The sequence below is a fragment of the Terriglobus sp. 2YAB30_2 genome, assembly GCF_052114765.1.
GTDB lineage: Bacteria > Acidobacteriota > Terriglobia > Terriglobales > Acidobacteriaceae > Terriglobus.
The window spans coordinates 50,314-73,404 of the sequence record NZ_JBFRFJ010000018.1 but is presented as its reverse complement, the minus strand read 5'-3'; the positions used below and the strand labels follow the sequence as shown (position 1 = coordinate 73,404).

Below are 23,091 nucleotides of genomic sequence, written 5' to 3'. Positions count from 1 at the left end.
CCCGATCTATAATCCCCAATCGTCACAAACGAAATGGTTCTTGAAATTGTTGGTGTGCCTATCGAAACGATACGGTCGGATTGACGACCTTTATATAGGGCGGGCCTTCAGCCCTTTAACATCTTGTGGGCACGGAAACCTGGGGCGTTGCCCCAGGCTGGTATAGGGCGCGCCTTCAGCGCTTGAATCACCGGCTCGAGACACCGCCGTGAAACACCAAACTAAAACGGCCTTCGACTCGACCTGAGTTAGTTCGCTAAACCGATTCTCTGGTCCTCTGCCTCGCGAAGCTTCTCTGCTGAGGCTTCCCGAAGCTCCGCTGCTTTCGCTTTCGCGGTGCGTGCCTGGTCGATCTGTCCAATCGAATAGTAGAACTCAGACAACGCATTATAGGGAGCGTCCGATTCGGGGTACTTCGCGATGGCGCTCTTGATCAGCTCCTCGCCTCTCTGAGGCGCGCCGCAGGAGAACTCCCATCTTGCTTCCAGCTCCGTCACGCCGTCGGCCGATCGCCCAGACGCACGCTGCGGATGACCTGCAATCTGCTTCCAGCGGCCTTTCCAGCGGTCGCACAGAACCTTAGCTTCAGCCGGACGGGCGAGATGTGTCAGCGATCGCGCAAGCCCAAGATCGATCAGATACGCGGAGAATTCGGAAGCAGCCTGATTCTGCCTGACGATCGACGTGGCCAATTGGTACGTCACCGCTGCATTCTGAAACTTCCCGGCTGCCTCTTCCAGCAGGGCGTGATCGATCGCCTCGGTATAACGAAACAGAACCTGCCGCGGATATACCGCCAGCAAACGCGTCAAAGCAGCGTTCCAACGCTCCGTGGCTTCCACGGCTTCATCGAGGTGCTTCGCATGTTCCAGGGTGAATACTTCCGAGTTCAGGAGCGACTCGCGTGTCGCCAGGGGCAACTGGAGCTTCAGCATCTCCTCGTATGCGGCAACATGGGCCATCTCGCCGTCAGACCAGGAGCGAAGAGACGCCAGGCCTACGCGTGCTTCTAAAAAGTCGGGATCGCTCTCAACCAGGCTCTCCAGATAGGATTCCGCACAGAGATCTTCGCGATCCAGGCATTGGCGAGCAACGCCATAGCGTGCAGCCAGGGAAGATGGGTTTTTATCCAGAATGTACTTGTAGCAGTGCGAGGCGGCATTGTCATCGCTGCCGATCCTGAACTCGGCTACTCGATACATGACCGACAGCGCTGTCCTCGGAGTGCAGGTCTGTCGTGAATAGGTCTCCCACTCTGTAAGAGACTTCTGCTGCGGATCCTCTTTGAGCCGCAGAACGAAGACACGCCCTGTCTGCTTCGGATCGAAGGTTGACTGTTTGATCTGCGGAATCAACCTGCTGAGATAAAGGCTGAAGCCTCCGATGGGCTGTACTTCGCTCACCTTGCCATCGGCCCCCAGGGTGACGAGGAAGGTCACACCTTTGTTGCCGGGTCCCAGGTGGTTCACAAAGACAAGGTCGTCTGGAAGTGGGTTGGTTGGAGTCCAATCGATCACGCGGGGAAGAGGCTCGGCTCCTCGTGCTCCGTTTTGAGTGCTGGGGCCTGATGCGTACCCTGCCGTACCCAGAATCATACCCAAGATCCATAGGATCATCACGACCTCAGTCCCGATGCCGTGCAATCCAGATCTCCGCGTGTTCTTTTGCAAACCGAACGCCCTCCCTACTTGTTCAGTTTGGCTTGGGCTCGCTTACAACTTGAAAGACTTCGCAAGACATTCTTCTGTTCGTGACCCACTATGGGAAAGTTAGATTTTCTTAATCTTCCGTCGGGACCCTCAGAGTGGAGAAGGTCGACAAAAAGCGCTGAAACACAAAAACACCCGCATTTATGACCTCCCGTATTTGTCGATACGCTCTGGCTACTATCCCCTTTCGCGATCGGCGTCTTTCTTGCGCTGACCGTTGTTGCCCGGAGGATTGGAGTAAGCCGTCAGGCTCCTTCATCGGCGCTTAAGTAAGAGTTGGGACTATGTTGCCGGAGGTGTTGTATGCACCGGAACTGTCTTCTGACGCTCTTAGCCGCAGCTACCCTCACGACAACCATCACCGCCGCCGCGCAGGAGAAGAAGATCACCAAAGATCAGCTTCCCGCAGCCGTTCTTGCCACTATCGACCGCGAGACCAGCGGAGCCATCATCAAGGGCTACGCCACGGAACGCGAACACGGCAAGCTCTTCTATGAGGTTGAAACCGTCGTCAACGGACATACCCGCGACCTGCAGATTGCACCGGACGGCACACTCACCGAGGTTGAGGAAGAGGTCGTCCTTGAATCGCTCAGCGGCGATGTACGCACCGGCCTTCTTGCCAGGGCTAAAGGAGCACGCATCGTAAAGGTGGAATCACTCACGAAACAAGGCACGCTTGTCGCCTATGAAGCGGCCGTCGAGAAAAATGGACGCCACAGCGAGGTTCAGGTCGGCCCCTCCGGAAAGCCTCTCACTCACGAAGAATAAACTTCACACAGAGATACGCGTCCTCATCCCCGGCGTTCAGGGAGATATCGGCGCCAGTCGGAAAGCCCATGAAGACCAGGCCCATCGATTTAGAGGGCTGAAGGCGCGTTCTATACCGGCCTGGGGCAACGCCCCAGGTCTCATTGCAGAAGAGTATTAAAGGGCTGAACTCCGAGGCACCCTCATCAATCGCGTCAGGGCTACCAATTCTCGAGCTCCTATCCCAACAAACTCTTCACCAGGTCACGATGATTTAACCCTGGAATCGTCTGCCCGGTAAGTGCCGTACTGAAGCTACGAAAGAACGAAGCTGACATCAGGACCGACGCGATCATCTCGGCGTTCCGGTCTTCCGGGATCCGGCCGAGTTTCTGCTCTCCCTCGATGTAGCGTGCGATTCGCGAGATACCTCCACGCGGTCCTTTCGCACGGCCGTCGAGGGACTTATGAAAGCTCTCCAGAAGTGGGGGTTCGGCAAACAGAGATGACAGCATGGGCCCGACTCGATCGTGGAAACGTTGTAAGCCTTGCAGTGCCGTCAGCAGATTCCGCTCGGGCGTCTGCTTCCCGATGTTTTCTTCCAGGGCATGCAGGGGTACCAGCATCTCCGGCAGGCTCTGCTCCAGTACGGCGAGCAGAAGCTCGACTCGCCCGGAGAAATGCACGTAGATTGCGCCTTCCGAGCATGGCACGGCCTCCGCAATCGCCCGCGTCGTCACCCCGCTGAGACCGCGCTCGCGGAGCAGGCGATCGGCGGCTTCCACGATCTCTGCCTTGCGGTTTCTCTTTGGCTCTCGTTCTGTCTTACGCTGCATGCACCATCTTTGGCGGGGAAAAGAAATACTCCCCTTGCACAGGAGTATAGTACAACTTACATAGTGAGCACTCACTCACCAAAATGGAGTTGACCATGAACGGCACGCTCTTCAGCAAAGTTCTTCTCACCTTTCTGCTGGTCTTCGGCAGCGCCATGTCCTTCGCTCTGGACTGGAGCAAAAACCATCTGCTCAATCCGCTGTGGCATCCTCACGCAAAGTTTCACGGCGCGGTTCTGCTCTTCTTCTTCGCCGGAGTCGCCATTACCGGCGTGTGGCTGCTGTGGCGCGAATCCTCCGAACCGAAGGTGGCCATTACCGCGGCAGCCGCGCTCTCAGCTTCCTACTGGACGCCCTTTTTCTTTATTCCCTATCTATTGCCTGGCTCTTCTTATTGGGCAGGAATCCCGGGCCACGAGCCACGCTTTCATGGAATGGTCTTCTATCCCAACCTTCTGGTGATCGGTGTCTTTCTTGCACTGACCGTTGTTGCGTGGAGGATTGGAGTGGGCGATCGGAAGGTTCAATGGGCACTTAACCCCAATCGGAAGGCCCATGTAGACCAGAGCGTCAATGAAAAGCGCTGAAGGCGCGTTCTATACCAGCCTGGGGCAACGCCCCAGGTTTTCAGGCCAAAAAGCGTTTAAAGGGCTGAAGGCCCGCTCTATAATCCGGCAATGCCACAATCTCTCTCGTTGCTGCTGGTTCATGTGGTGTTTAGTACCAAAGAACGATATCCATTTCTGAAGGGAACGGTCCGCGAACCGTTGTATGCCTACATGGCGAGCATCGTCCGCAACGCAGGGTGCGAATGCTATCGGATCGGTGGCGTAGCCGATCACGTTCACGTGGCTATTCGTTTGTCGAGGACAGCAAGCGTCTCTGAGTTGATCGAGTTATTGAAGACATCGTCGTCCAAATGGCTCAAGAACCAATCGATCGAGAAATTTGCGTGGCAGCGCGGATACGCCGCCTTTTCCGTTGGATTAGATGACCGGGACGCCTTGATGGCCTACATCGATTCCCAGGCAGAGCATCATCGAAAAGTATCGTTTCAGGATGAATTCCGCGCCTTTCTTACCAGGTACGGAATTGAGTTCGATGAACGATACGTGTGGGATTGAAGACTCTTATATAGAGCGGGCCTTCAGCCCTTTAACGTCTAGGGCGGCACGTAACCTGGGGCGTTGCCCCAGGCTGGTATAGAACGCGCCTTCAGCGCTCAAAAATATCACCCTCAGGGTATGAGCTTCCTCCAGCCATCTGCTGCGCGGGTGCGGGCCGGGATCCCAACATCGGGGCGAGAATGAATGCGAAGACTGCTCTGGACCACATCGTTTTCATATCACCGGCTCGTCACCTCGACCCGCGCCACTGCTCTAGACACTGTCGCATCCATCTTTGTTCCCGCAAGATGTCGAATCGGCGTCAGCTCTCGTGTCATATGTATAAGGGATGAAAGCATCCCTTAGGAGAGACAGCGATGCAATTCGCCCTGATGATCTACGAAACGCCGGAGCAGTTTTCCAAACGCAGGAACGGCCCGGACGATCCCTACATCGCCGCCTGGAGATCGTACTTCACGGCCATGGTTGAGGCGGGCATCTATGTCGGCGGCGATCCGCTTGAAGTTCCGGAGACTGCAACTACGGTGCGTCTGCAGGATGGTCATCGCCGGTTACAGGATGGCCCTTTCGCCGACACGAAAGAACAGCTCGCCGGTTTCATCATCCTGGAACTCTCCTCTGTCGATACTGCATTGGACTGGGCTGCACGTTGCCCTGCGGCAGCGGGCGGAGCGATCGAGGTGCGTCCGCTCTCGCCTGAATCCAAACAGCGAATCACTGCATGAGTTCAGACGGCCGCAACGAGATCGATCGCACCATCGAACGCGTGGCGCGCGAGTCATATGGCCGTCTGATCGCCTATCTCTCTGCGCACACACGCGACCTGGCCAGCGCGGAAGATGCGCTGAGTGAGGCTCTGGTTGCTGCGCTGAACACATGGCAGCGCGATGGTGTGCCGCACAGTCCGGAGGCCTGGCTGCTGACCGTGGCGCGTCGTTCGCTGTTCAACGTCATACGTCATCAGAAGGTCGTCGCAGCCAACGAATCTGCTCTGCTGACGTTGAACGAAAGCCGCTTCGATCCAGATGGATCGTCTCCGTTTCCCGACGAACGGCTGAAGCTGCTCTTCGTCTGTGCGCATCCGGCTATCGACCCCGCCCTGCACACGCCGCTGATGCTGCAGACTGTCCTCGGTCTCGATGCCGCGCGCATCGCTCCGGCCTTTCTGATCTCGCCGTCCACCATGAGCCAGCGGCTGGTGCGTGCGAAGACCAAGATCAACTATGGCGGCATTCCCTTTCGGGTGCCGGAGGAACGCGAGCTTCCCGAACGCCTGAACACAGTGCTGGAAGGTATCTACGCTGCCTACGGAATCGGCTGGGACGACCTGATGGGCATCGATCATCGCGGCAAAGATCTGGCAGAAGAGGCGTTGTGGCTTGCGCGCGTGCTGCTTGCATTGATGCCCGAAGAGCCGGAGGCCCGCGGCCTGCTCGCGCTGATGCTCCACTGCGAGGCACGACGCCAGGCGCGCAGAGATTCTGACGGCCGTTATGTTCCGCTCTCGGAACAGGACCCGCGGCTATGGTCTCAAGCTCATCTTGAAGAGGCAGAACAACACCTGACTGCTGCTGCCAAGGCACTACGCCCGGGCCGGTTTCAGCTTGAGGCTGCTATCCAATCCGTCCACGCGGAACGTGCACACAGTGGACGCACCGAGTGGCCCGCCATCGTCTTCTTCTACGAACAGCTGCTCCGCATCTCTCCCACCCTCGGCACCAGGACGGGCCATGCGGCGGCCGTTGCGGAAGCATCCGGCCCGACAGCGGCGCTGGGGCTTCTCGACGCCATTGAGCCGAAGACCGTCACCTCGTATCAGCCCTACTGGGCGGTGCGGGCGCATCTGTTGCATCGGCTCGGGAAGACCGAAGACGCTCACCACGCCTTCGAACGCGCCATCGGTCTCTCGGAAGATCCGGCCGTGCGGAGCTTCCTCCTCGAAAAACTCCGCTGATTTTTCCTCTCGCCTGTCGAAAGCTCTCTCCTCCGGGTGTCACCTCTCTAGAAAGCCCACGGAGAACACTCATGTGCCCCTTCTGCTTTTCCACCCTGGGAATGATCGTCGTCAGCACCGCCGCCGGTGGCGGAGTTGCGGCGCTCATCGCAAAAGCATCCCGCAGGCAGAACCCGCAACCACCCGCGCCCGGCGCGGACCAGAGGAGATAGCACCATGCCGTTGCCTACCATTGAGAACCCGAATGTCGTCTCGCGCGAAGCCTGGATCGAGGCTCGCAGAAACTTTCTCGTCAAAGAGAAGGCCCTCACCCGCCAGCGCGACGCGTTGAGCGAAGAGCGGCGTGGATTGCCCTGGGTCAAGATCGAGAAGGAGTATGTCTTCGATGCTCCCGAAGGCAAGGTCACGCTGAGCCAGCTTTTCGACGGCCGCAGCCAGCTCTTCATTAAGCACTTCATGATGGGCCCGGGCGCGACGACGCAATGCGTCGGCTGCTCCTTCGAGGTCGATCACGTCGCCGGCATTCTGGAACACCTGCGCAACCACGACATCACCTATGCCGCTGTTGCGCGGGCGCCGATCGATGAGATCGAGGCTGTCCGCAAGCGCATGGACTGGCACTTCCCTTGGGTCTCGTCCTTCGGCTCCGACTTCAACTACGACTTCAATGTCTCGTTCACGCCGGAACAGATTGCCAAGGGCGAGGCTCTCTACAACTTCCAACAGGCACCCGGATGGGCTGCCGGTGTTGAAGACCTCTCCGGCGACAGCGTCTTCTATAAGAACGACAAAGGTGAGATCTATCTGACCTACGCGACCTTCGGCCGCGGTGGCGAAGAGTTCCTCGGCGCCTATCGGATCATCGAAGCCACACCCAAGGGACGCGAAGAGAATGGCCCCTTCCGCAGCCTTACGGACTGGGTTCGTCCACACAATATGTACGGCAAGGGCGGCACCGTCGAAGCCAATGGCCGATACCATCAGCCAACCTGCGGCTGTGTGGTTCACCAACAATAGAGCATTTTCCCTGTGGGTGTGATGCAGAGCTTCCACATCCTATGGCGTTTTCCGTAATGAAAACGCCGCTGCACGCCCCTTCCGGGATACCCAGCGACAGGGAAAACGCTCTAATGTGTGCCGCGCTCCATTTCCCAGAGTGGGGCGCGGCATCGCAATGAGGAGAACGTGCATGAAGAACTTGTTTGAGGCAGCCACCATTGCTGAGGTGAAACAGCGCATGGCGGAGCTGACGCCGGAGAGCCGGCCGCAATGGGGCAGCATGAATGCCGCCCAGGCGCTGGCGCATTGCGGGATCGCCCTGAGTATGGCTGCAGGAGAACTGACACCACCGCGAGCACTGCTGGGCCGCATCTTAGGCCGGACCGCGATCAACTCCATGCTTCGCGGAAGACCGATGGGTCACAACGCTCCCGGACATCCCAGCGCAGTGGTGACGGATGACCGCGATCTGACAATGGAGCGCCAGAAACTGATCGATCGGCTCGAGTGCTTCCAGGCAGGCGGTCCCGCCGGATGCACCAGGCACCCCCACTTTTTCTTTGGCAAACTGACGCCGGAGGAATGGGCTGCCTTTCAGTACATCCACATCGATCATCACCTGCGGCAGTTCGACGTATGACTTCGGTCGCCCTCCGCTAGCATTCAGAAAACAAAGAACTTGCCTTCCGTAAGCATCTGGTCCGTGCTGATGTTTGTCTATCTAGAAATAGGCAAACGTCGGAAATCTTCTATCTATAGATAGGCAATCGCCCGACTTCCATCCCGGTCTCGGAACGCCAATCCTCGCCGCCAGCCTCGATCTAGACTCTTAAGAGGAGTTGTATCGAGATGTACCGATCTGTGGAATCGAGCTGGCCAAGGTGGGGATCGAGCTGGCTGCGGTGGTTTGGCATCTTTGTGGCGTTCACGGCCACGGCGCAGGCACAGACTGCATCGCCGCAAGCTCCGGCGGCCACAACATCAGAACATCGCGCTCCCAAGTCCTCCCGCGAAGCTCTGCAGGAGCGCGGTGTCGGCGTCGATCCTGACTCGCTGATGAAGGCGCTCTCGCACCCTGACCCCGAGGTGCGGCGTCTTGCCGCGATGCGACTGGGCACGGACAACGTGCGCAGCGCGACACCGGCGCTGAAATCTGCACTGCAGAAAGAGACTGACTCTGGCGTCACCCTCAGCCTGATGGGCTCCCTATTTAGGCTGGCCCCGCGGTCGGGAGAGTCGTATGTCGTCTCGCTCTGCCAGGACCCTGCGTTGGGCGCCCAGGTTAACCTCGCCGTCGCCAATGCGCTCACCACGCTGGACACTGCTCAGGCCGCCCGCGCCTGCGCTCCCACTCTGGAAGCGTGGGTGACGAAGAGTTCTCCCAACCCGGACGATGCCGCCAACGCTCTCACGGCGCTGGCCTCGCTGCAATCGAAGCTCGATGAGGATACGGTGGCGCGCCTGCGCAAGCAGTCTATCGGCTTCCTGGCCGGGCAGGAGTTCGGGCGGCGTATTGCCGCGATCGAGTGGCTCAGCCGCGACCGCTCCGCCGAGGCGGAGAAGGCACTGGAGCAGGCCATGGATACGGAAAAAGACCCGGCCCTGCGCGACCTGATGAAACATATTGTGAATTCCCGGCCGGCGAAGTAGAGCCCAATCCGACTCCTCACATCCACCACGTAAAATAAAGAAAAACGTCCAGCACTCTCGCTAGGACCTTGAGGTTTGAATGTCGGTCATCCTGGAACACCTACCTACCGGCCAGAAGGTCGGAATCGCCTTCTCCGGCGGCCTGGACACCTCCGCCGCCCTGCACTGGATGAAACAGAAGGGTGCGATTCCGTACGCGTATACGGCCAATCTCGGCCAGCCTGATGAGGCCGACTATGACGCCATTCCCCGCAAGGCGCTGGAGTACGGCGCGGAGAAGGCTGTTCTGATCGACTGCCGCGCGCAGCTTGTCCGCGAGGGCATTGCCGCTCTGCAGTCCGGCGCCTTCCACATCACCACCGCCGGTGTGACCTACTTCAACACCACGCCCATCGGCCGTGCCGTGACCGGCACCATGCTGGTGACCGCGATGAAGGAAGACGGCGTCAACATCTGGGGCGACGGGTCGACCTTCAAGGGCAACGACATTGAGCGCTTCTACCGCTACGGCCTGCTGGTCAACCCTGACCTGAAGGTCTATAAGCCGTGGCTCGACTCCACCTTTATCGACGAACTGGGCGGACGCGCCGAGATGTCGGAGTTCATGCAGCGTTCGGGCTTCGCCTACAAGATGTCGGCGGAGAAGGCTTACTCGACCGACTCCAACATTCTGGGCGCGACGCACGAGGCCAAGGACCTGGAGCTGCTGAGCTCCTCTTTCCGCATCGTGCAGCCAATCATGGGCGTTGCCTTCTGGCGTGACGATGTTGCGGTCAAGGCCGAAGAGGTAACCATCCGCTTTGAAGAGGGCTTCCCGGTCGCACTGAACGGCGTCGAATACACCGACCTCGTCGAACTGATGCTCGAGGCCAACCGCGTCGGCGGACGCCATGGCCTGGGCATGAGCGACCAGATCGAGAACCGCATCATCGAGGCCAAGAGCCGCGGCATCTACGAGGCTCCGGGCATGGCGCTGATCTTCGCCGCCTATGAGCGCCTGATCACCGGCATCCACAACGAAGACACCATCGAGCAGTACCGCGACAACGGCCGCAAGCTGGGCCGCCTGCTCTACCAGGGCCGCTGGTTCGACTCGCAGGCCATCATGCTGCGCGAGGCCGCAACACGCTGGGTCGCCAAGCCGATCACCGGTGAGGTCACGCTGGAGTTGCGCCGCGGCAATGACTACTCGATCCTGAACACCGACTCGCCCAACCTGACCTTCAAGCCCGAGCGCCTGACCATGGAGAAGGGCGAAAGCACCTTCTCGCCTCGTGACCGTATCGGCCAGCTCACCATGCGCAACCTCGACATCATCGACACGCGCGAGAAGCTGCTGAGCTACGCCAAGTCAGGCCTGATCAAGCTGAGCCAGGGCACGGAGATGCCGCAGCTCAACTCGGGTGAGAAAGAGTAGTTGGTTTTTCCAATGGGTGGGAGCCGTAGGCTTCAGCTCACGGTTTAGCAGTCACATAAAGATTGGGCTTTAAGCCCTGGGTCTTCTCTGTCGGGCAGAAGAAAAGCCCAGGGCTAAAAGCCCATTTACTTTTTGATCCTTTACCAGCGGGCTGAAGCCCGCTGCTCCCACCGGTTCATGCCAATGACTGCGTAGACGGCCGACATAATGTCGGCCGTCTACTTTACGCACCTAGCCGCCATTCTGTCGGTGTACATCCAACCCGCTCGCGGAACGCTCTCGTGAAATTCACCGGCGAGTTGAAGCCGCAACGGATTGCAATCTCGCCGACGGGTTCCCTGGAGAGCTTCAACAACACCTTCGCCTCATCCATTCTCCGGTCCAGCAGATACTGATGCGGAGTCTGTCCGGTACTGCTGCGAAAACCACGCGCAAAGTGGAAGGGGCTGATCTCCAGCTCTTCCGCGATCTCGTCCAGATGCAGTTCCGTGGTGAGGTGCTCGTTCATGAATTCCATCGCGCGCCGCAACTGCGGCCGTGGCAACCCGCCCTTGATCACCGGGGACTTGTAACCTCCCCCCGCATATTTCCGCAGCAGGTGATGCTGCAGGTCCAGCGACAGCAGATTTGCGTACAGACTTCCCAGCGGCCAGCCGTCCTGCACCTGTCTGCCCATCTCCATCAGCAGGTGGCGCAGGCCGCTGTCGGTCGCCGACCATTGGGGTGAGAAGTTCACCTCCGGCGAGCCGATCGTCTCCTCTGCCAGCCTGGCGATCTCACTTGACCGCAGCGAGAGCAGCAGACGCTCCGAGGGGCCAGTCCAGCGCAGCCGGTCACGGGTACCCGCCGGCAGCACGATCATCGATCCCGGCGCGGTCGTCTCGATGCGGTTTTTCCCCTCTGTCCACCACTCAAAGTCCGAATCGCCGCTGAGCTGCAGGTGAAGAAACAGATCGCCGTGCTCATGCTCGGGGATCTCCATCGGCTTTAGGGAGTGACGCTCCAGCACCACGCCCGACCACGGCTGCTCCGCCGCCTGCACCGGCTCCAGCAACATCGGCGCCGGGCACAGCGGGACGAGTTCCCGGTTGCGGAGCACCAGAATGCGGTCGGCCGAACTCATGTTTTAAGAGTACGCCTCCTCATTGCAGCAAGATTTGCATACTCCGGGGCCCGGGCAGCGACATCCTAAGTACGCAGCTGATTTAGGGAGGTTGCCATGGGCAAGTTTACGGAGTGGGTTAGCGAATCATTTATCTGGGGCGTAGGCGTCACCCGCCCCAAGCCGGGCAGCGAACGCTTTGCCGCGCGTTACATCACCGGACTGCTGCTGGGAACCATCGCGCTTCTCGCAGCCGTTTTCCTGGTTGTTGTCACGCACATCTAACCGGTGGCTGCCCGCCTCTTCGCGAGCCGGCGGGCGCCTGCAGACGTTGAGCGACACTTACTGGGAGATCTGGCATCGAATGAGCGAGGTCAAAGGAGTCGCTCAGTATGCCAGGTCGTCCCACGTGGTCCGGATCGCTTCAGATTTCGCTCGTATCCATCGCAGTCAAGATCTTTCCGGCGACCAATCCTGCACGCCAGGTGGAGTTTCATCAGATCGACCGGAAGACTCATCAGCGAATTCACCATCGCAATGTCGATGAGCACGGTGAGGTGGCCGCCGACGATATCGTCAAAGGCTACGAATACGCCAAGAACCGATATATCGAGATCGATCCGGATGAACTGAAGAAGCTGCGCCTCTCCACCTCCACAACGATGCAGATTGCGCAGTTTGTGAAGGCAGAGGATCTGCCTGCGGCCCTCTTCGATCGGCCCTACTTTGTGGCGCCGAAAGAAGACAGCCAGGCCAAGGCGCTCAGCATCATGCGCAAGGCGCTACAACAGACGAACACCTACGGCATCGGCGAGATCGCTTTCAGCGGACGCGAGCATCTTGTCGCAATCGCGGCGCCCTCTGATCCAAAACAGAAGGGGCTGATGCTTTATACCTTGCGGTATGAGGATGAGCTTCGCGACTCCAAATCGGCGTTGGCTGGGGCGAAAGACGTAGCGGTCGATGCAGACGAGCTGTCTCTGGCCAGGCAGCTCATCAACGGAAGCACCTCAAAGTTCGATCTCAGCGCTTATAAAGATGACTACGATGCCGCCGTCAAGAAATTGGTGGAGGCAAAGCGCAAAGGCAAACCCCTTCCTGAAGAAGAGCCGCAGCCGGCGAAACCCAAGGTCGTCAACATCATGGATGCGCTGCGCAACAGCCTGGCGGAGACGAAGAAGCCAAAGCGGACAAAGGCGAAAAATATCAGCCGGCGGAAGAAAGCAGCTTAGGGTACATCGACAAGTTCGTTCTGTGGGTTTGTCAGGAGTTTGGGTCGCCCTAACCCACCCTAGCGTTGCGAGGGCGGGGCACCCGGGCTGGGACAACGTATCAGAAGCAGATTTCTCCGCTTCGCTACGAAATGACAAAAAAGGTAATCGCGGATGAAGCGCTGAAGGCGCTTATCCTACCTGGGGTGCCCCGCCCTCGCAACGCTAGGGTGGGTTAGGAATACCTCCCGGGATACCCAGCAACAGGAAAAATACTCTAGAATTTTGGTATTGCTTACCAAGCTTACATTTGCCAATCTTGCGCACCGGCCTGTTCGAACCCTGCTTAGCATTCTGGCCATCGCGGTTGAAGTGACCATGATCCTCACCCTCGTTGGAGTGAGTAATGGCACTTTGCATGAATCAGCTCGCCGCGCGCGTGGAAGTGGAGCAGACATTCTGGTACGCGCACCCGGCGCCTCGTCGGCCCTGACGCTGAGTTCCTCCCCGATGAGCGACAAGTTCGTCAACGTTCTTCGGCAGGAACCGCATATTACGTTGGCGACTGGAACGATGGTGCAGCCGCTCGAACTCTTCGATACGATTACCGGCATCGATCTGGATCAGTTCACCCGTATGAGCGGAGGATTCCGCTTCACGCAGGGTGGGCCTCCGGTCAACGACATGGACATGATCGTGGACGAACCATATGCCCGTGAAAAGCATCTGCGGGTGGGCAGCACCGTCACGCTGCTGACACAGAAGTGGACTATCTCCGGAGTCTACGAGCCCGGGAAGCTGGCTCGTATCTGTGTCAAATTACCCGTGCTGCAGCGCGTTACGGGAAATCCTGGCCGCCTGAGCCAGGTGTATCTCAAGGTCGACGATTCCGGTAAAGCACAGAGCATTGTCGATGCCCTGCGGAAGACCTACCCGGAATATCCTATCTACACCATGGAGTACTACACCTCGCTGCTTCAGGTAAGCAGCGTAGGCCTCCTGCGCAACTTCACCTATGTCGTGATTGGCGTTGCCATGATCGTTGGGTTCATTGTCGTCTTCATGGCCATGTATACGGCCGTTCTTGAACGAACAAGGGAGATCGGCATTCTGAAGGCAGTCGGCAGTTCCTCAGGCATGATCCTCAGCATGCTCTTACGCGAGACTTTGCTGCTGGCAATCATAGGGACCATCGTCGGCATTCTACTGACGTATGTCACTCAATGGCTGATCGTTCACTTTGCACCGGGCGGAATGACGCAGGAGACAGTGTACGCATGGTGGCCCATTACCGGGGCAATCGCCATTGTTGGATCTCTGGCCGGCGCAATTGTTCCGGGCCTCAAAGCGGTCCGTCAGGACGCGACGGAGGCTCTCTCTTATGAGTAAGATGCCCATTATTCAGGTTCGCCAGCTGACCAAGACATACCGGGTAGGCGACGTGGATGTGCATGCCCTACGAGGGATGGATCTAGACGTTGCCAAAGGCGAGTTCATCGCTGTCGTTGGGTCGTCTGGATCAGGCAAGTCCACTCTCTTCAATATCCTTGGAGGACTGACTCCCCCTTCGACCGGAAGCATCCATATTGGAGGCAAGGATTTGTCTCACATGACGAATGCCGAACGGACGAACATGCGTAAGAACACAGTAGGTTTTGTATTTCAGAAGTACAACCTGCTGCCAACTCTTTCAGCAGAAGACAACATCAAGATTGTGAAATACATCGGCGGGAATGGGACAGATCTTGATTCCTCCTTCCAGGACGTTCTTCATCTACTTGGAATCGCGGAGAGGCTCAAACACAAGCCCCGGGCGCTGTCGGGTGGGCAGCAGCAGCGAGTTGCGATTGCCCGCGCCATCGTGAACCGGCCCGCCATTTTGCTCGCAGACGAGCCGACAGGAAACCTCGACAGTCAGAACTCGATGGCGGTGCTCAAGCTACTCAAGGACCTGAACGAGCGTCTCGGTCAGACTATCTTGATGATCACGCATGATGAAGAGGCAGCCTCATATGCGCACCGCAAGGTTCACATGAAGGACGGGAAATTGGTCCAGACTGCTTAGAGTCACCACACTAGAGCGCAGCAGCCCACATTTCCAGTCACCGCAGAGATTATTTCCTGTAACTCCCGGGGCGCCATAGCGTCCTACTGCGGGAGAACAGCGATGAATCAAGCTATGCCCTTGTGGCATCGCGTACAAGAGACGTTGAAACCATATGCCACCATCCCCCTGCGGCTGATCGTGGGATATGGTTTTCTTGCCCATGGAATCGCCAAGTGGAATAAGGGACCGGAGGCATTCGCGGCCATTCTCACGATGGCTCATGTCCCCGCGCCTCACCTGATGGCCTGGCTCACCCTATTCATCGAAGCCTTCGGTGGACTCGCGATGCTGTGCGGGGCTTTCGTGAACCTGGTGGCTCTTCCGGCGATTGGTCTCTTAGTCGTCGCGATTCTGACCGTTCATCTGCCGTACGGCTTCAGCTCCATCAAGCTGATAAAGATCGTCGATGGCCGCGCGCAGTTCGGTCCTCCGGGGTATGAGTGCAATCTGCTCTATATCGCCTGCATCGTGGCGCTTGTGATGGCTGGTTCCGGTCCGTGGTCGGTTGATGCCTGGCGACTTCGCAGGAGAGGTGCCTGACATTTCGAAATAGCTGACGCACTGGGTGCCCCATTCACGCGGAGCGTGAGTGGGAGATTCGAGCGTAGCTCGAACCGCATTTTCATTTTCTAGAGAAGAACATCCAGGTCAGCTTCACTGGCGATACCAGATAGAAGGAAATCTACTTCAACGAACACTAAGATCAGACGGATTCGAGCTTCGCTCGAACATCCCACCCATTGCTACGCAATGGATGGGGCACCCAGTTCCGAGGTCAACTCGCCGATACGCTCTAACTATTCTCCTTCAACCGTGGAAAAGATGTAATGCGCAGCTTGGCCGCGGCGTACGGGATCAACGAGATCGTCCCTTCCTTCTCTGCACTCTCGACCGGACTCTCCGGCACAACGCCGGCTGTCCCTTCACTCGCCATCCACGAAGGCAATAGCTTCGCCTTCACCTTCAAGTGCGTCGGAGTTCCTTCGGCCGCGAATGGGCGGTCTCCCAATGCATGTTCCGTCAACGTAATCTTCTGCGATGGAGCTGCGGGGTCAACCGCGAGCGCATAGTTCCAGCGCGAGCTCGGATACACCTGCCAGTCCGCCGTCATACCCCGGTCGCGGAGCTTCAGCCAGTCCTGACCGATGCTGTAAGAAAAGACCAGCGGCCCCCGCTCTACCGAGACCGAGTTGTTGAAGCCCGTGATAACGCGAGGCTGCATGGGGAAGTTGATGGTGACCACATCCCCCTGCTTCCACTCCCGCTCCACACGCGCGAACGTGCCGGCCTTCGGTGCATTTTCCTTGTGGCCATTCACCAGGATCTCTGCACCCTCTGCCCAGCCGGGAACTCGTAACAGGAAAGGAAACTTCACCGGCTTCGACGGATTGACGGTCATGCGGATACTGCCGCGGAAGGGATACTCCGTCTCCTCTGCGATATGGACGTTAGTTCCCTGCAGCTTGAGCTGGGCCTCGCACGGGCTGTACGCCGCGGCCACGATCGCGCCTTGAGCTGAGGTCATGAACAGATTGGCTGCGAACTTCGGCCATCCCTGGCTGAAGTTTGCGGTACAGCAACCGAAGTGCGGTTCCAGACCGTAGAGATTCGATTCCGGACCGTTGGTCGACCATGGCTCCTTATGCAGACTGCACTCAACCTGGTTGGGTTGCTGGTCATACTGATGCGCCCACATGTCATCCGTCATGGTTCCGGGCAAGGCATTGAAGGCCAGCTTCTCGAGCCGGTCTGCAAGCGAGGCATCGCCCAATACAGCCAGCGACTGCTCCAGCGAGTACATGTACTCCACCACCGTGCAGAGCTCCGATCCCTGCGATGGGCTCCGGCCCGCGAGATGCTCGTCGCAGGAGAACATTCCGTTGGGAAGGCCGTGATATCGATCGAGCTCCGCAATCATCTTCAATACGGCCTGCCGGTCGGCATCGGCGCCGGTGACCCGCGACCAGATGGCTCCTGTCTTGACGGCCTGTCCGTTGTTTACGCCATGCGTCGCGAGCTTGATGTCTTTGAAGCCCGGCGTCTTCTCCATCTGATCGAGATGGGCGGACGACATCTTCTCTTTGTATTGAAAGTTCTCGTACTGCGCCATCCAGTCGTAACCCTGTGCGCGTAGAAGCTTTGCGAGATCAAGCAGCGCTGGATCAGGTGCGCGATCGTAGAGCCACAGCACCGTCAGCACCTGGTCCTGCCAGCGAAATCTTCCCCATGAGGTGAGCGGCCGATTCGGCAGCGCTACGAGCTGGTACTTGAAGTAACGCTGCATCATGGGAATGACGCGGGGATCGGCCGTGGCCTCCTGATACTGGGCCAGCGCCTTGAGCATAACCATGCGCGGCCACCAGTCATTGTTCGAGGCCGGTCCAAACATGCCGTCTGCAGTCTGACTCTTGAGCGTCCAATCCACGAACCGCTGCGCCTTCGCCTTGAGGCGTTCATCACCGAGGAGATACGCAAGCGGGATCAGACCATCCAGAAAATATGGCCCGCGTTCCCATGATTCGCCGGTGCCGCCGAGCCAGCCGCTCTTGGGGCCAACGTCAGGCCAGGTCTCATCCAGATGTCCGCTGAGCCCATTCGCCTGTATCTCCAGTTGGTGCCTGAGCCATCCCTTGGGCTGGACCCTGCCCAGCGGAAGCAACTGGAATTCACCTGCACGAATGGACTTCGCTGGATCGCCTAGCCAGTCAAATGACGAAGCAAGTGCTGGTGATGTCGAAGCGAGTCCAGCATACTTCATGAACTGCCGACGACTAAGGCCTGAACGAAAACGGGGGAACAAATCTGCCTCCAAAACACAGCGCGAGAATGCTGCCGCAACAGTCTAGCCTTGGATGGGTGGAGACGGCCAATGAGCGTTAGGCTGTATCGACAAATTCTGAGCCAATCTTCGGAAGTAGATTTGACCTCAGCGGCTAAAGCCGCGTCTCTACGGGCTTCTATATGGGACGGCTGAAGCCGTCCCCTTAAGCAAGGCATTCGCACCTGCGTGCGAAATGGTTGCGCCAGCGCAACGATCATAGAGCAATGTAGTGACGCTCGATCTGCGGCAACCCTCTGCCAACTTCACTGTATCCGGATGAACCAATATGGAAGAGATGCCCAGCAAACAAACTCGCCTCTTGTTCGCGCAGCGCGCGAATGTCTTGTTTAAGGGCACGGCTTCAGCCGTGCCGAAACAGCCCGGGCAAGTGCGGCTTTAGCCGCTGAGGGCAATCTTGTGGAGAAGCAGATTTCTCCGCTGCTCTTCAACCCCTGAAGCAACAATGCATAACGCCTCCCCTATGGGAGGCGTTATGCGTGTGCATGTGTCTGGTTTAGATCGATTGGTTCAACACCCGGTTCAACCGCTGCACAAAGGTAGCTGGGTCTTTCAGCGGCACACCTTCAAGCAGCAGAGCCTGATCGAAGAGCAGCCAGGCGGCGTCTTCGACCTTGCCGTTGCTGGGATCGGCCAGCAGCTTGCGGATAATCTCGTGATCGGGGTTGATCTCGAGTGTTGGCTGCAACTCCGGCAGGTTCGTCTGTCCCATCGCCTGCATCATCTGGCGCATGCGGGCTGAGGGCTCATCCTCGTCGGAGACGATCACCGAAGGGCTGTCGGCGAGCCGCGATGAGGCGCGTACCTCTTTCACCACATCGCCGAGGGTGGCCTTGATCTTCTCCAACAGCGGCTTCAGTTCTTCGGCCTTCTCCGGTGCGGCTTCATCCTTGAGATCTTCCGAGGTAGACGACTTGTTGACAGCCTTCAGATCGATGTCGCCATACTTCGCGACCGTCGAGAAGACGATCTCGTCGACGTCATCGTCAAGAATCAGGACCTCAATTCCCTTCTTCTTGTAGATCTCAAGCAAAGGCGAGTTCCGCAGCATCGACTCGGTGCCGCCGGTGATGTAGTAGAGCGCCTTTTGCTCTGGCTGCATGCGGTCCTTCGCCTCGGCGAGCGAGGTGAGCCCCGCAACCTTCGACGACTTGAAGCGGATCAGCTCCAGCAGCGTCTCGCGATTGGCGAAGTCGCCGTAGAGGCCTTCCTTGAGCGGGCGGTTGTACTCGGTGATGAACTGCGCGTACTTCTCAGGATCGTTGTTCGCAATGGTCTTCAGCTCAGAGAGGATCTTCTTGACGCTGGCAGTCTTGATGCTGGTGAGCACCTTGTTCTGCTGCAGGATCTCGCGCGAGACATTCAGCGGCAGATCTTCCGAGTCGATAATGCCGCGGACGAAGCGCAGATACTGCGGCAGCAGATCCCGGGAGTCGTCCATGATGAAGACGCGTTTGACGTAGAGTTTGACGCCGCCCTTGTAGTCGGCCTGGTAGAGATCGAGTGGGGCCTTGGCCGGTATGTAGAACAGCGTGGTGTACTCGAGTGTGCCCTCGGCGCGGGTGTGGAACCAGAAGAGGGGATCCTCCCACTCACCGGCGATCGACTTGTAAAGCTCCTTGTAGTCGTCGTCGGTAAGCTCAGACTTCGAGCGGCGCCACATGGCGCTGGCGGCGTTGACCTGTTCGGTGGTGCGGGTCTTAATCGACTCCTTCTTTTCGTCGTCCCACTCACTCTTCTCGTAGGTCAGGAAGATGGGGAAGGCGATGTGATTGGAGTACTTCTTGACGATCTCCTGCAGACGCCAGCCGTTGGCGTACTGCGCTCCCTCGTCGTTGAAGTGGATCAGGATCGTGGTTCCGGCTGCCTTGCGCGCAGCATCGCCGGTGACCTCTTCGATTTCAAAGCCGGTCTTGCCATCGCTGATCCAGCGATAGGTCTTCTCTTCCCCAGCCTTGCGCGAGACGACCTCGACCTTGTCGGCGACCATGAAGACGGAGTAGAAGCCGACGCCGAACTGGCCGATGAGGTTGGAGTCTTTACGGTCATCGCCGGAGAGCTGCGACAGGAAGTTCTTCGTGCCGGAGCGGGCAATGGTGCCGAGGTGCGAGATCAGGTCTTCCTCGCTCATACCGATGCCGGTATCGGAGAGAGACAGGGTCTTGTTGGCCTCGTCGAGCTCGAGATCGATGCGCGGCGAGTCGATGCCACTGCCGACGAGGGCCTTGTACTTCTCGTCGGTCAGGCTGAGGTGGCGCAGCTTATCGAGCGCATCGGAGGAGTTGGAGATGAGCTCGCGGAGAAAGATCTCCGGGTGTGAGTAAAGTGAGTGAACGATCAGGTGCAGGAGCTGGGAGACTTCAGTCTGGAATTGCTGCTTGGACATATCGTTCTTAATTTTGCCAAAAAACCGGCCGGAATGAAGCTGGGTTTCTGTGGAACGCCCCCGCCGGCCACCTCATCTAACCATCCATGTCCCTCCAAACCCTGACCCGCGCCGCCGAGTCTGACCTTGAGCCGATCGAGATCTACAAGGTTCTTGCTGAAGTCAGCAATCTCCCCAAATGGGCGCCCGCCTTCGCCGATTCGATTGAGTCCACCGATAAAACTCACTTCCGTGTCACCAAAAACGGCGACAGCTTCAACACGGAGCTCTTCCTGCATCCCACAGCCCTCGCCGTGGACTACATTCGGGAGATGGCTGACAACAGGCGGGGCGGCGCGTACATCCGCGTAACACCTCGCCCGCTGGGTGGCAGCACCGTCATCATTACGGTTCCCATCGCCCCTACAGCGAATGAGGCTGACGTCGCCAGGGTCCTGGAGGAGGAGCTCGCGGAAATTATCCGTCTTGCGCGGCCCTAGCTGCGGCATAATTCACGAGCATGTCATGTGGCGAGAGGTACTCTACCCGGAATGGCGCACGCAGGGCTGCTGTTTGAGTTAGTAGTTCTATTCATCGGAGTACCGGCGGCATACCGGCTTTCCCCGGTACGCCTTCCAGCCTTGCCGGTACTTTGGCTGGCGGCCGGGTATGCATGGTGGCAATTGGCCCGAGATCCGGGCTTCGATCGCAGGCAGCTATGGAATCCTGCTCCGCTGGGAAGCAACCTGGCCGGCATCCTGGCGATCTTCCTGGTCGTGGCAGCACTGCAGTGGGCAGGTGTTCACTGGCTGGCGCCAAATCTGGAATGGAGCTTCGCGCGCCGACACACACGCTTCTGGGCGATGGTGATGGTGCTATACCCGATTCTCTCTGTCTATCCACAAGCCTTTCTCTATCGAGCGTTCTTCATGCATCGCTATGCCTGTCTGTTTCCAGCGACACCCGAGGGCGGACTGATGCTGGTTGCTGCAAGCGCGGCTGTCTTTGGCGGGATGCATATCGTCTTCCGCAACCCTTTGGCGGTCGTGCTGACGTTCCTCGGAGGACTCCTGTTTGCCTGGCGATACCAGCACACGGAATCGCTCTTCGTCTCCAGCGTTGAGCATGCGCTGTACGGCTGCTGGCTGTTTACCGTGGGTCTGGGGCAGTACTTTTATCACGGGGTCTGGCCAAAGCCCAGTTGAAGCGCGCCCCATGCCAGTTGGCTTCCCGCTTGATCCTGCTCGTAGGGCATGAGGCCTATTGATTCGTGTCTGCTGATCTATACCCTCAGAGCAGGAACATGTATCTCTGGCGCAGATGAAGGGATTTGGTAGGGAATGACATACTCCACGTTCAAGCATTTTTCCTGCTGTTGGGTATCCCGGCAGAAGCGTGCAGCGGCGTTTTCATTGCGGAAAACGCCCATAGATGCACAAACCCTCCACTACATCTACAGAAAAAATGCTTTGGGCGCGGGCCTGCTTGCGCTGGCGGCAGTGGCCGCCGCAGCACAGACAAGCAGTAAGCAGGACAAGCTTCTCCATCTGAACCAGATCCAGGTTGTGGGCTCACACAACAGCTACAACACCGGCTTTGCGCCCAGCGAAGAGAAGTACTTCTCCGGGCATTTTCCTGACGCCTTTCATGGCGTGGACTACCATCATCAGTCGCTGCCGAAACAACTTGATGCCGGGGTCCGTCAACTGGAGCTGGATATTGTTACTGACCCCACCGGCGGCCGCTTTTCGCATCCGAAGATCGTTGGACTGACAAAGGAAGCCGGCCTTCCCGCCGATCCTGACTTCGATCCGAAGCACGAGATGGATAAGCCCGGCTTCAAGGTCATTCATCTGGGCGACGTCAACCAGCGCAGCAGTTGCCAGACCTTTGTACACTGCCTGCAAGACATTCGCGGTTGGTCGAAGGCGCATCCCAAACACGTTCCAATTCTGTTGTTGATCGAAGACAAACAGGGACGGCTCAGCCAGCTTCCCGGAGCGACGACCGCAGAGCCCTGGACCGCAGAGACATGGAACTCGCTGGATGCCGAGATCCGTTCGGTCTTCCCCGAGCAGGAACTCATCACTCCGGACAATGTGCGCGGCAAGTATTCCACGCTGGAAGCCGCAGTGCTCGCGGGCGCATGGCCAACTCTGGCGGAGTCGCGCGGCAAGGTCCTCTTTCTTCTCTACAACCGGCCGTCTGCTCCTGCTTACTTAGAGGGCCACCCGGTACTGCAGGGACGCGTACTGTTCACCAACTCTGAGCCCGGCAAGCCCGACGCCGCGTTTGTAGAGCGTGACAAGGGTTCGCAGGATGAGATCCGCGCGCTGGTGAAGAGCGGCTATCTTGTACGCACCCGTGCAGACTTCAACACTGACCAGGGCCGCACGAACGACACCACCCGACGCGACCTGACGCTGGCAACCGGAGCCCAGATGGTCAGCACCGACTTCCCTGTCTCTGAACCTGCGCCGTGGACGGGTTACACCGTCGGTCTACCCGGAGGTTTCGCAGCACGCTGCAACCCGGTCAATGCGCCTTCCGAATGCAGCGATGCGTTGTTGGAGCCGGGAGTCAGGACGAAGGAGCCGTCTGCTTCGCATCAGCCGTAACGCAGAACGGCGACATCTTAAGATTTAATGGCTGGTCGGCGGCAGGTGGGAACTGGAGCTTCTGCAACAGGCACGCTGGGATATAGTGCCATGACTCTGATCTGGTGCGCGTAGCGCAACCATTTCGCACCTCAGGTGCGAACGTCTCGCTTAAGGGCATGGCTTCAGCCATGCCGCTTCAGACGCCAGGGAAAGTGGCGGCTTTAGCCGCTGAGGGCGATATATCTGAGAACCTCCAAATGCTGTGCTTCGCATTTGGATCTGACCTCAGCGGCTAAAGCCGCGTGTCGTTCAGTGCTGATACGGGACGGCTAAAGCCGTCCCCTTAAGCAAGGCATTCGCACCTCCGGTGCGAAACGGGATGCACTGTGTGGACGGTCTACACAACCGCATCGTCGATCCCGACT

The 23,091-nt window shown here is 58.4% G+C and carries 22 protein-coding genes; 17 read left to right on the top strand and 5 right to left on the bottom strand.

The genetic code is table 11. The features are described from left to right. Window positions 1-248 precede the first annotated feature (248 nt). The gene (locus AB4Y89_RS20975; RefSeq protein ID WP_442302894.1) at window positions 249-1,595 is read right to left on the bottom strand and encodes a tetratricopeptide repeat protein; all 1,347 of its coding nucleotides are present in this window, start codon (window positions 1,593-1,595) and stop codon (window positions 249-251) included. Window positions 1,596-2,012: 417 nt separating this feature from the next. Here AB4Y89_RS20975 and AB4Y89_RS20970 point away from each other — a divergent pair, with 417 nt between their 5' ends. Then, on the top strand, window positions 2,013-2,480 hold the full coding sequence (locus AB4Y89_RS20970) for a hypothetical protein (protein ID WP_442302893.1): 468 nt from the start codon (window positions 2,013-2,015) through the stop codon (window positions 2,478-2,480). 218 nt (window positions 2,481-2,698) lie between these two features. Here the strand turns inward: AB4Y89_RS20970 and AB4Y89_RS20965 are convergent, their stop codons facing one another. Next, on the bottom strand, window positions 2,699-3,295 hold the full coding sequence (locus tag AB4Y89_RS20965; RefSeq protein WP_442302892.1) for a TetR/AcrR family transcriptional regulator: 597 nt from the start codon (window positions 3,293-3,295) through the stop codon (window positions 2,699-2,701). 95 nt (window positions 3,296-3,390) lie between these two features. Between AB4Y89_RS20965 and AB4Y89_RS20960 the strand changes: the two genes are divergently transcribed. From AB4Y89_RS20960 to argG, 8 genes are all read left to right on the top strand, one after another. After that, a complete protein-coding gene (locus AB4Y89_RS20960) occupies window positions 3,391-3,882 on the top strand; it encodes a DUF6640 family protein (protein WP_442302891.1) in 492 nt (163 codons plus the stop codon). Window positions 3,883-3,972: 90 nt separating this feature from the next. Beyond that, window positions 3,973-4,419 (top strand): IS200/IS605 family transposase, encoded by a 447-nt coding sequence (tnpA, locus tag AB4Y89_RS20955; RefSeq protein ID WP_442302890.1) that lies wholly within the window; start codon window positions 3,973-3,975, stop codon window positions 4,417-4,419. Window positions 4,420-4,778: 359 nt separating this feature from the next. Continuing rightward, window positions 4,779-5,147 carry a YciI family protein gene (locus AB4Y89_RS20950; RefSeq protein ID WP_442302889.1) on the top strand — a complete coding sequence of 123 codons (369 nt, stop codon included), beginning with the start codon at window positions 4,779-4,781 and terminating at the stop codon, window positions 5,145-5,147. Further along, window positions 5,144-6,376, top strand: a complete 1,233-nt coding sequence (locus AB4Y89_RS20945) for an RNA polymerase sigma factor (protein ID WP_442302888.1) — start codon at window positions 5,144-5,146, stop codon at window positions 6,374-6,376. The genes AB4Y89_RS20950 and AB4Y89_RS20945 overlap by 4 nt, the downstream gene beginning before the upstream one ends. 216 nt (window positions 6,377-6,592) lie before the next feature. After that, entirely contained in the window at window positions 6,593-7,393 is an 801-nt protein-coding gene (locus AB4Y89_RS20940; protein WP_442302887.1) for a DUF899 domain-containing protein, read from the top strand. A gap of 172 nt (window positions 7,394-7,565) precedes the next feature. After that, complete coding sequence (locus AB4Y89_RS20935) at window positions 7,566-8,015, top strand: DUF1569 domain-containing protein (RefSeq protein WP_442302886.1); 450 nt, start codon at window positions 7,566-7,568, stop codon at window positions 8,013-8,015. 209 nt (window positions 8,016-8,224) lie between these two features. Next, entirely contained in the window at window positions 8,225-9,025 is an 801-nt protein-coding gene (locus AB4Y89_RS20930; protein ID WP_442302885.1) for a HEAT repeat domain-containing protein, read from the top strand. Window positions 9,026-9,104: 79 nt separating this feature from the next. Continuing rightward, window positions 9,105-10,442: an argininosuccinate synthase gene (argG, locus tag AB4Y89_RS20925; RefSeq protein WP_442302884.1), complete on the top strand. Its 1,338-nt coding sequence runs from the start codon at window positions 9,105-9,107 to the stop codon at window positions 10,440-10,442. Window positions 10,443-10,665: 223 nt separating this feature from the next. On the opposite strand, the gene AB4Y89_RS20920 is transcribed toward argG, so the two are convergent. Further along, on the bottom strand, window positions 10,666-11,565 hold the full coding sequence (locus AB4Y89_RS20920; protein WP_442302883.1) for a helix-turn-helix domain-containing protein: 900 nt from the start codon (window positions 11,563-11,565) through the stop codon (window positions 10,666-10,668). A gap of 96 nt (window positions 11,566-11,661) precedes the next feature. Between AB4Y89_RS20920 and AB4Y89_RS20915 the strand changes: the two genes are divergently transcribed. From AB4Y89_RS20915 to AB4Y89_RS20895, 5 genes are all read left to right on the top strand, one after another. Further along, window positions 11,662-11,829 (top strand): hypothetical protein, encoded by a 168-nt coding sequence (locus AB4Y89_RS20915; protein ID WP_442302882.1) that lies wholly within the window; start codon window positions 11,662-11,664, stop codon window positions 11,827-11,829. A 107-nt stretch (window positions 11,830-11,936) separates the two neighbouring features. Beyond that, on the top strand, window positions 11,937-12,776 hold the full coding sequence (gene ku / locus AB4Y89_RS20910; RefSeq protein WP_442302881.1) for a non-homologous end joining protein Ku: 840 nt from the start codon (window positions 11,937-11,939) through the stop codon (window positions 12,774-12,776). A 264-nt stretch (window positions 12,777-13,040) separates the two neighbouring features. Further along, window positions 13,041-14,144, top strand: a complete 1,104-nt coding sequence (locus AB4Y89_RS20905; RefSeq protein ID WP_442302880.1) for an ABC transporter permease — start codon at window positions 13,041-13,043, stop codon at window positions 14,142-14,144. Further along, entirely contained in the window at window positions 14,137-14,820 is a 684-nt protein-coding gene (locus AB4Y89_RS20900) for an ABC transporter ATP-binding protein (protein ID WP_442302879.1), read from the top strand. The genes AB4Y89_RS20905 and AB4Y89_RS20900 overlap by 8 nt, the downstream gene beginning before the upstream one ends. Window positions 14,821-14,922: 102 nt before the next feature. Continuing rightward, window positions 14,923-15,402, top strand: coding sequence for a DoxX family protein (locus AB4Y89_RS20895; RefSeq protein WP_442302878.1), 480 nt, complete (start codon window positions 14,923-14,925; stop codon window positions 15,400-15,402). 253 nt (window positions 15,403-15,655) lie between these two features. On the opposite strand, the gene AB4Y89_RS20890 is transcribed toward AB4Y89_RS20895, so the two are convergent. Both AB4Y89_RS20890 and htpG read right to left on the bottom strand, forming a co-directional pair. Continuing rightward, window positions 15,656-17,620 (bottom strand): beta-L-arabinofuranosidase domain-containing protein, encoded by a 1,965-nt coding sequence (locus tag AB4Y89_RS20890; protein ID WP_442302877.1) that lies wholly within the window; start codon window positions 17,618-17,620, stop codon window positions 15,656-15,658. Window positions 17,621-18,197: 577 nt separating this feature from the next. Continuing rightward, complete coding sequence (gene htpG, locus AB4Y89_RS20885; RefSeq protein WP_442302876.1) at window positions 18,198-20,087, bottom strand: molecular chaperone HtpG; 1,890 nt, start codon at window positions 20,085-20,087, stop codon at window positions 18,198-18,200. An 86-nt stretch (window positions 20,088-20,173) separates the two neighbouring features. On the opposite strand from htpG, the gene AB4Y89_RS20880 reads away from it, so the two are divergent. From AB4Y89_RS20880 to AB4Y89_RS20870, 3 genes are all read left to right on the top strand, one after another. Beyond that, a complete protein-coding gene (locus tag AB4Y89_RS20880) occupies window positions 20,174-20,566 on the top strand; it encodes a hypothetical protein (protein ID WP_442302875.1) in 393 nt (130 codons plus the stop codon). Window positions 20,567-20,617: 51 nt separating this feature from the next. Next, window positions 20,618-21,271, top strand: a complete 654-nt coding sequence (locus AB4Y89_RS20875; RefSeq protein ID WP_442302874.1) for a CPBP family intramembrane glutamic endopeptidase — start codon at window positions 20,618-20,620, stop codon at window positions 21,269-21,271. A 264-nt stretch (window positions 21,272-21,535) separates the two neighbouring features. After that, window positions 21,536-22,684 (top strand): phosphatidylinositol-specific phospholipase C1-like protein, encoded by a 1,149-nt coding sequence (locus AB4Y89_RS20870; RefSeq protein ID WP_442302873.1) that lies wholly within the window; start codon window positions 21,536-21,538, stop codon window positions 22,682-22,684. Window positions 22,685-23,091: the final 407 nt, after the last annotated feature.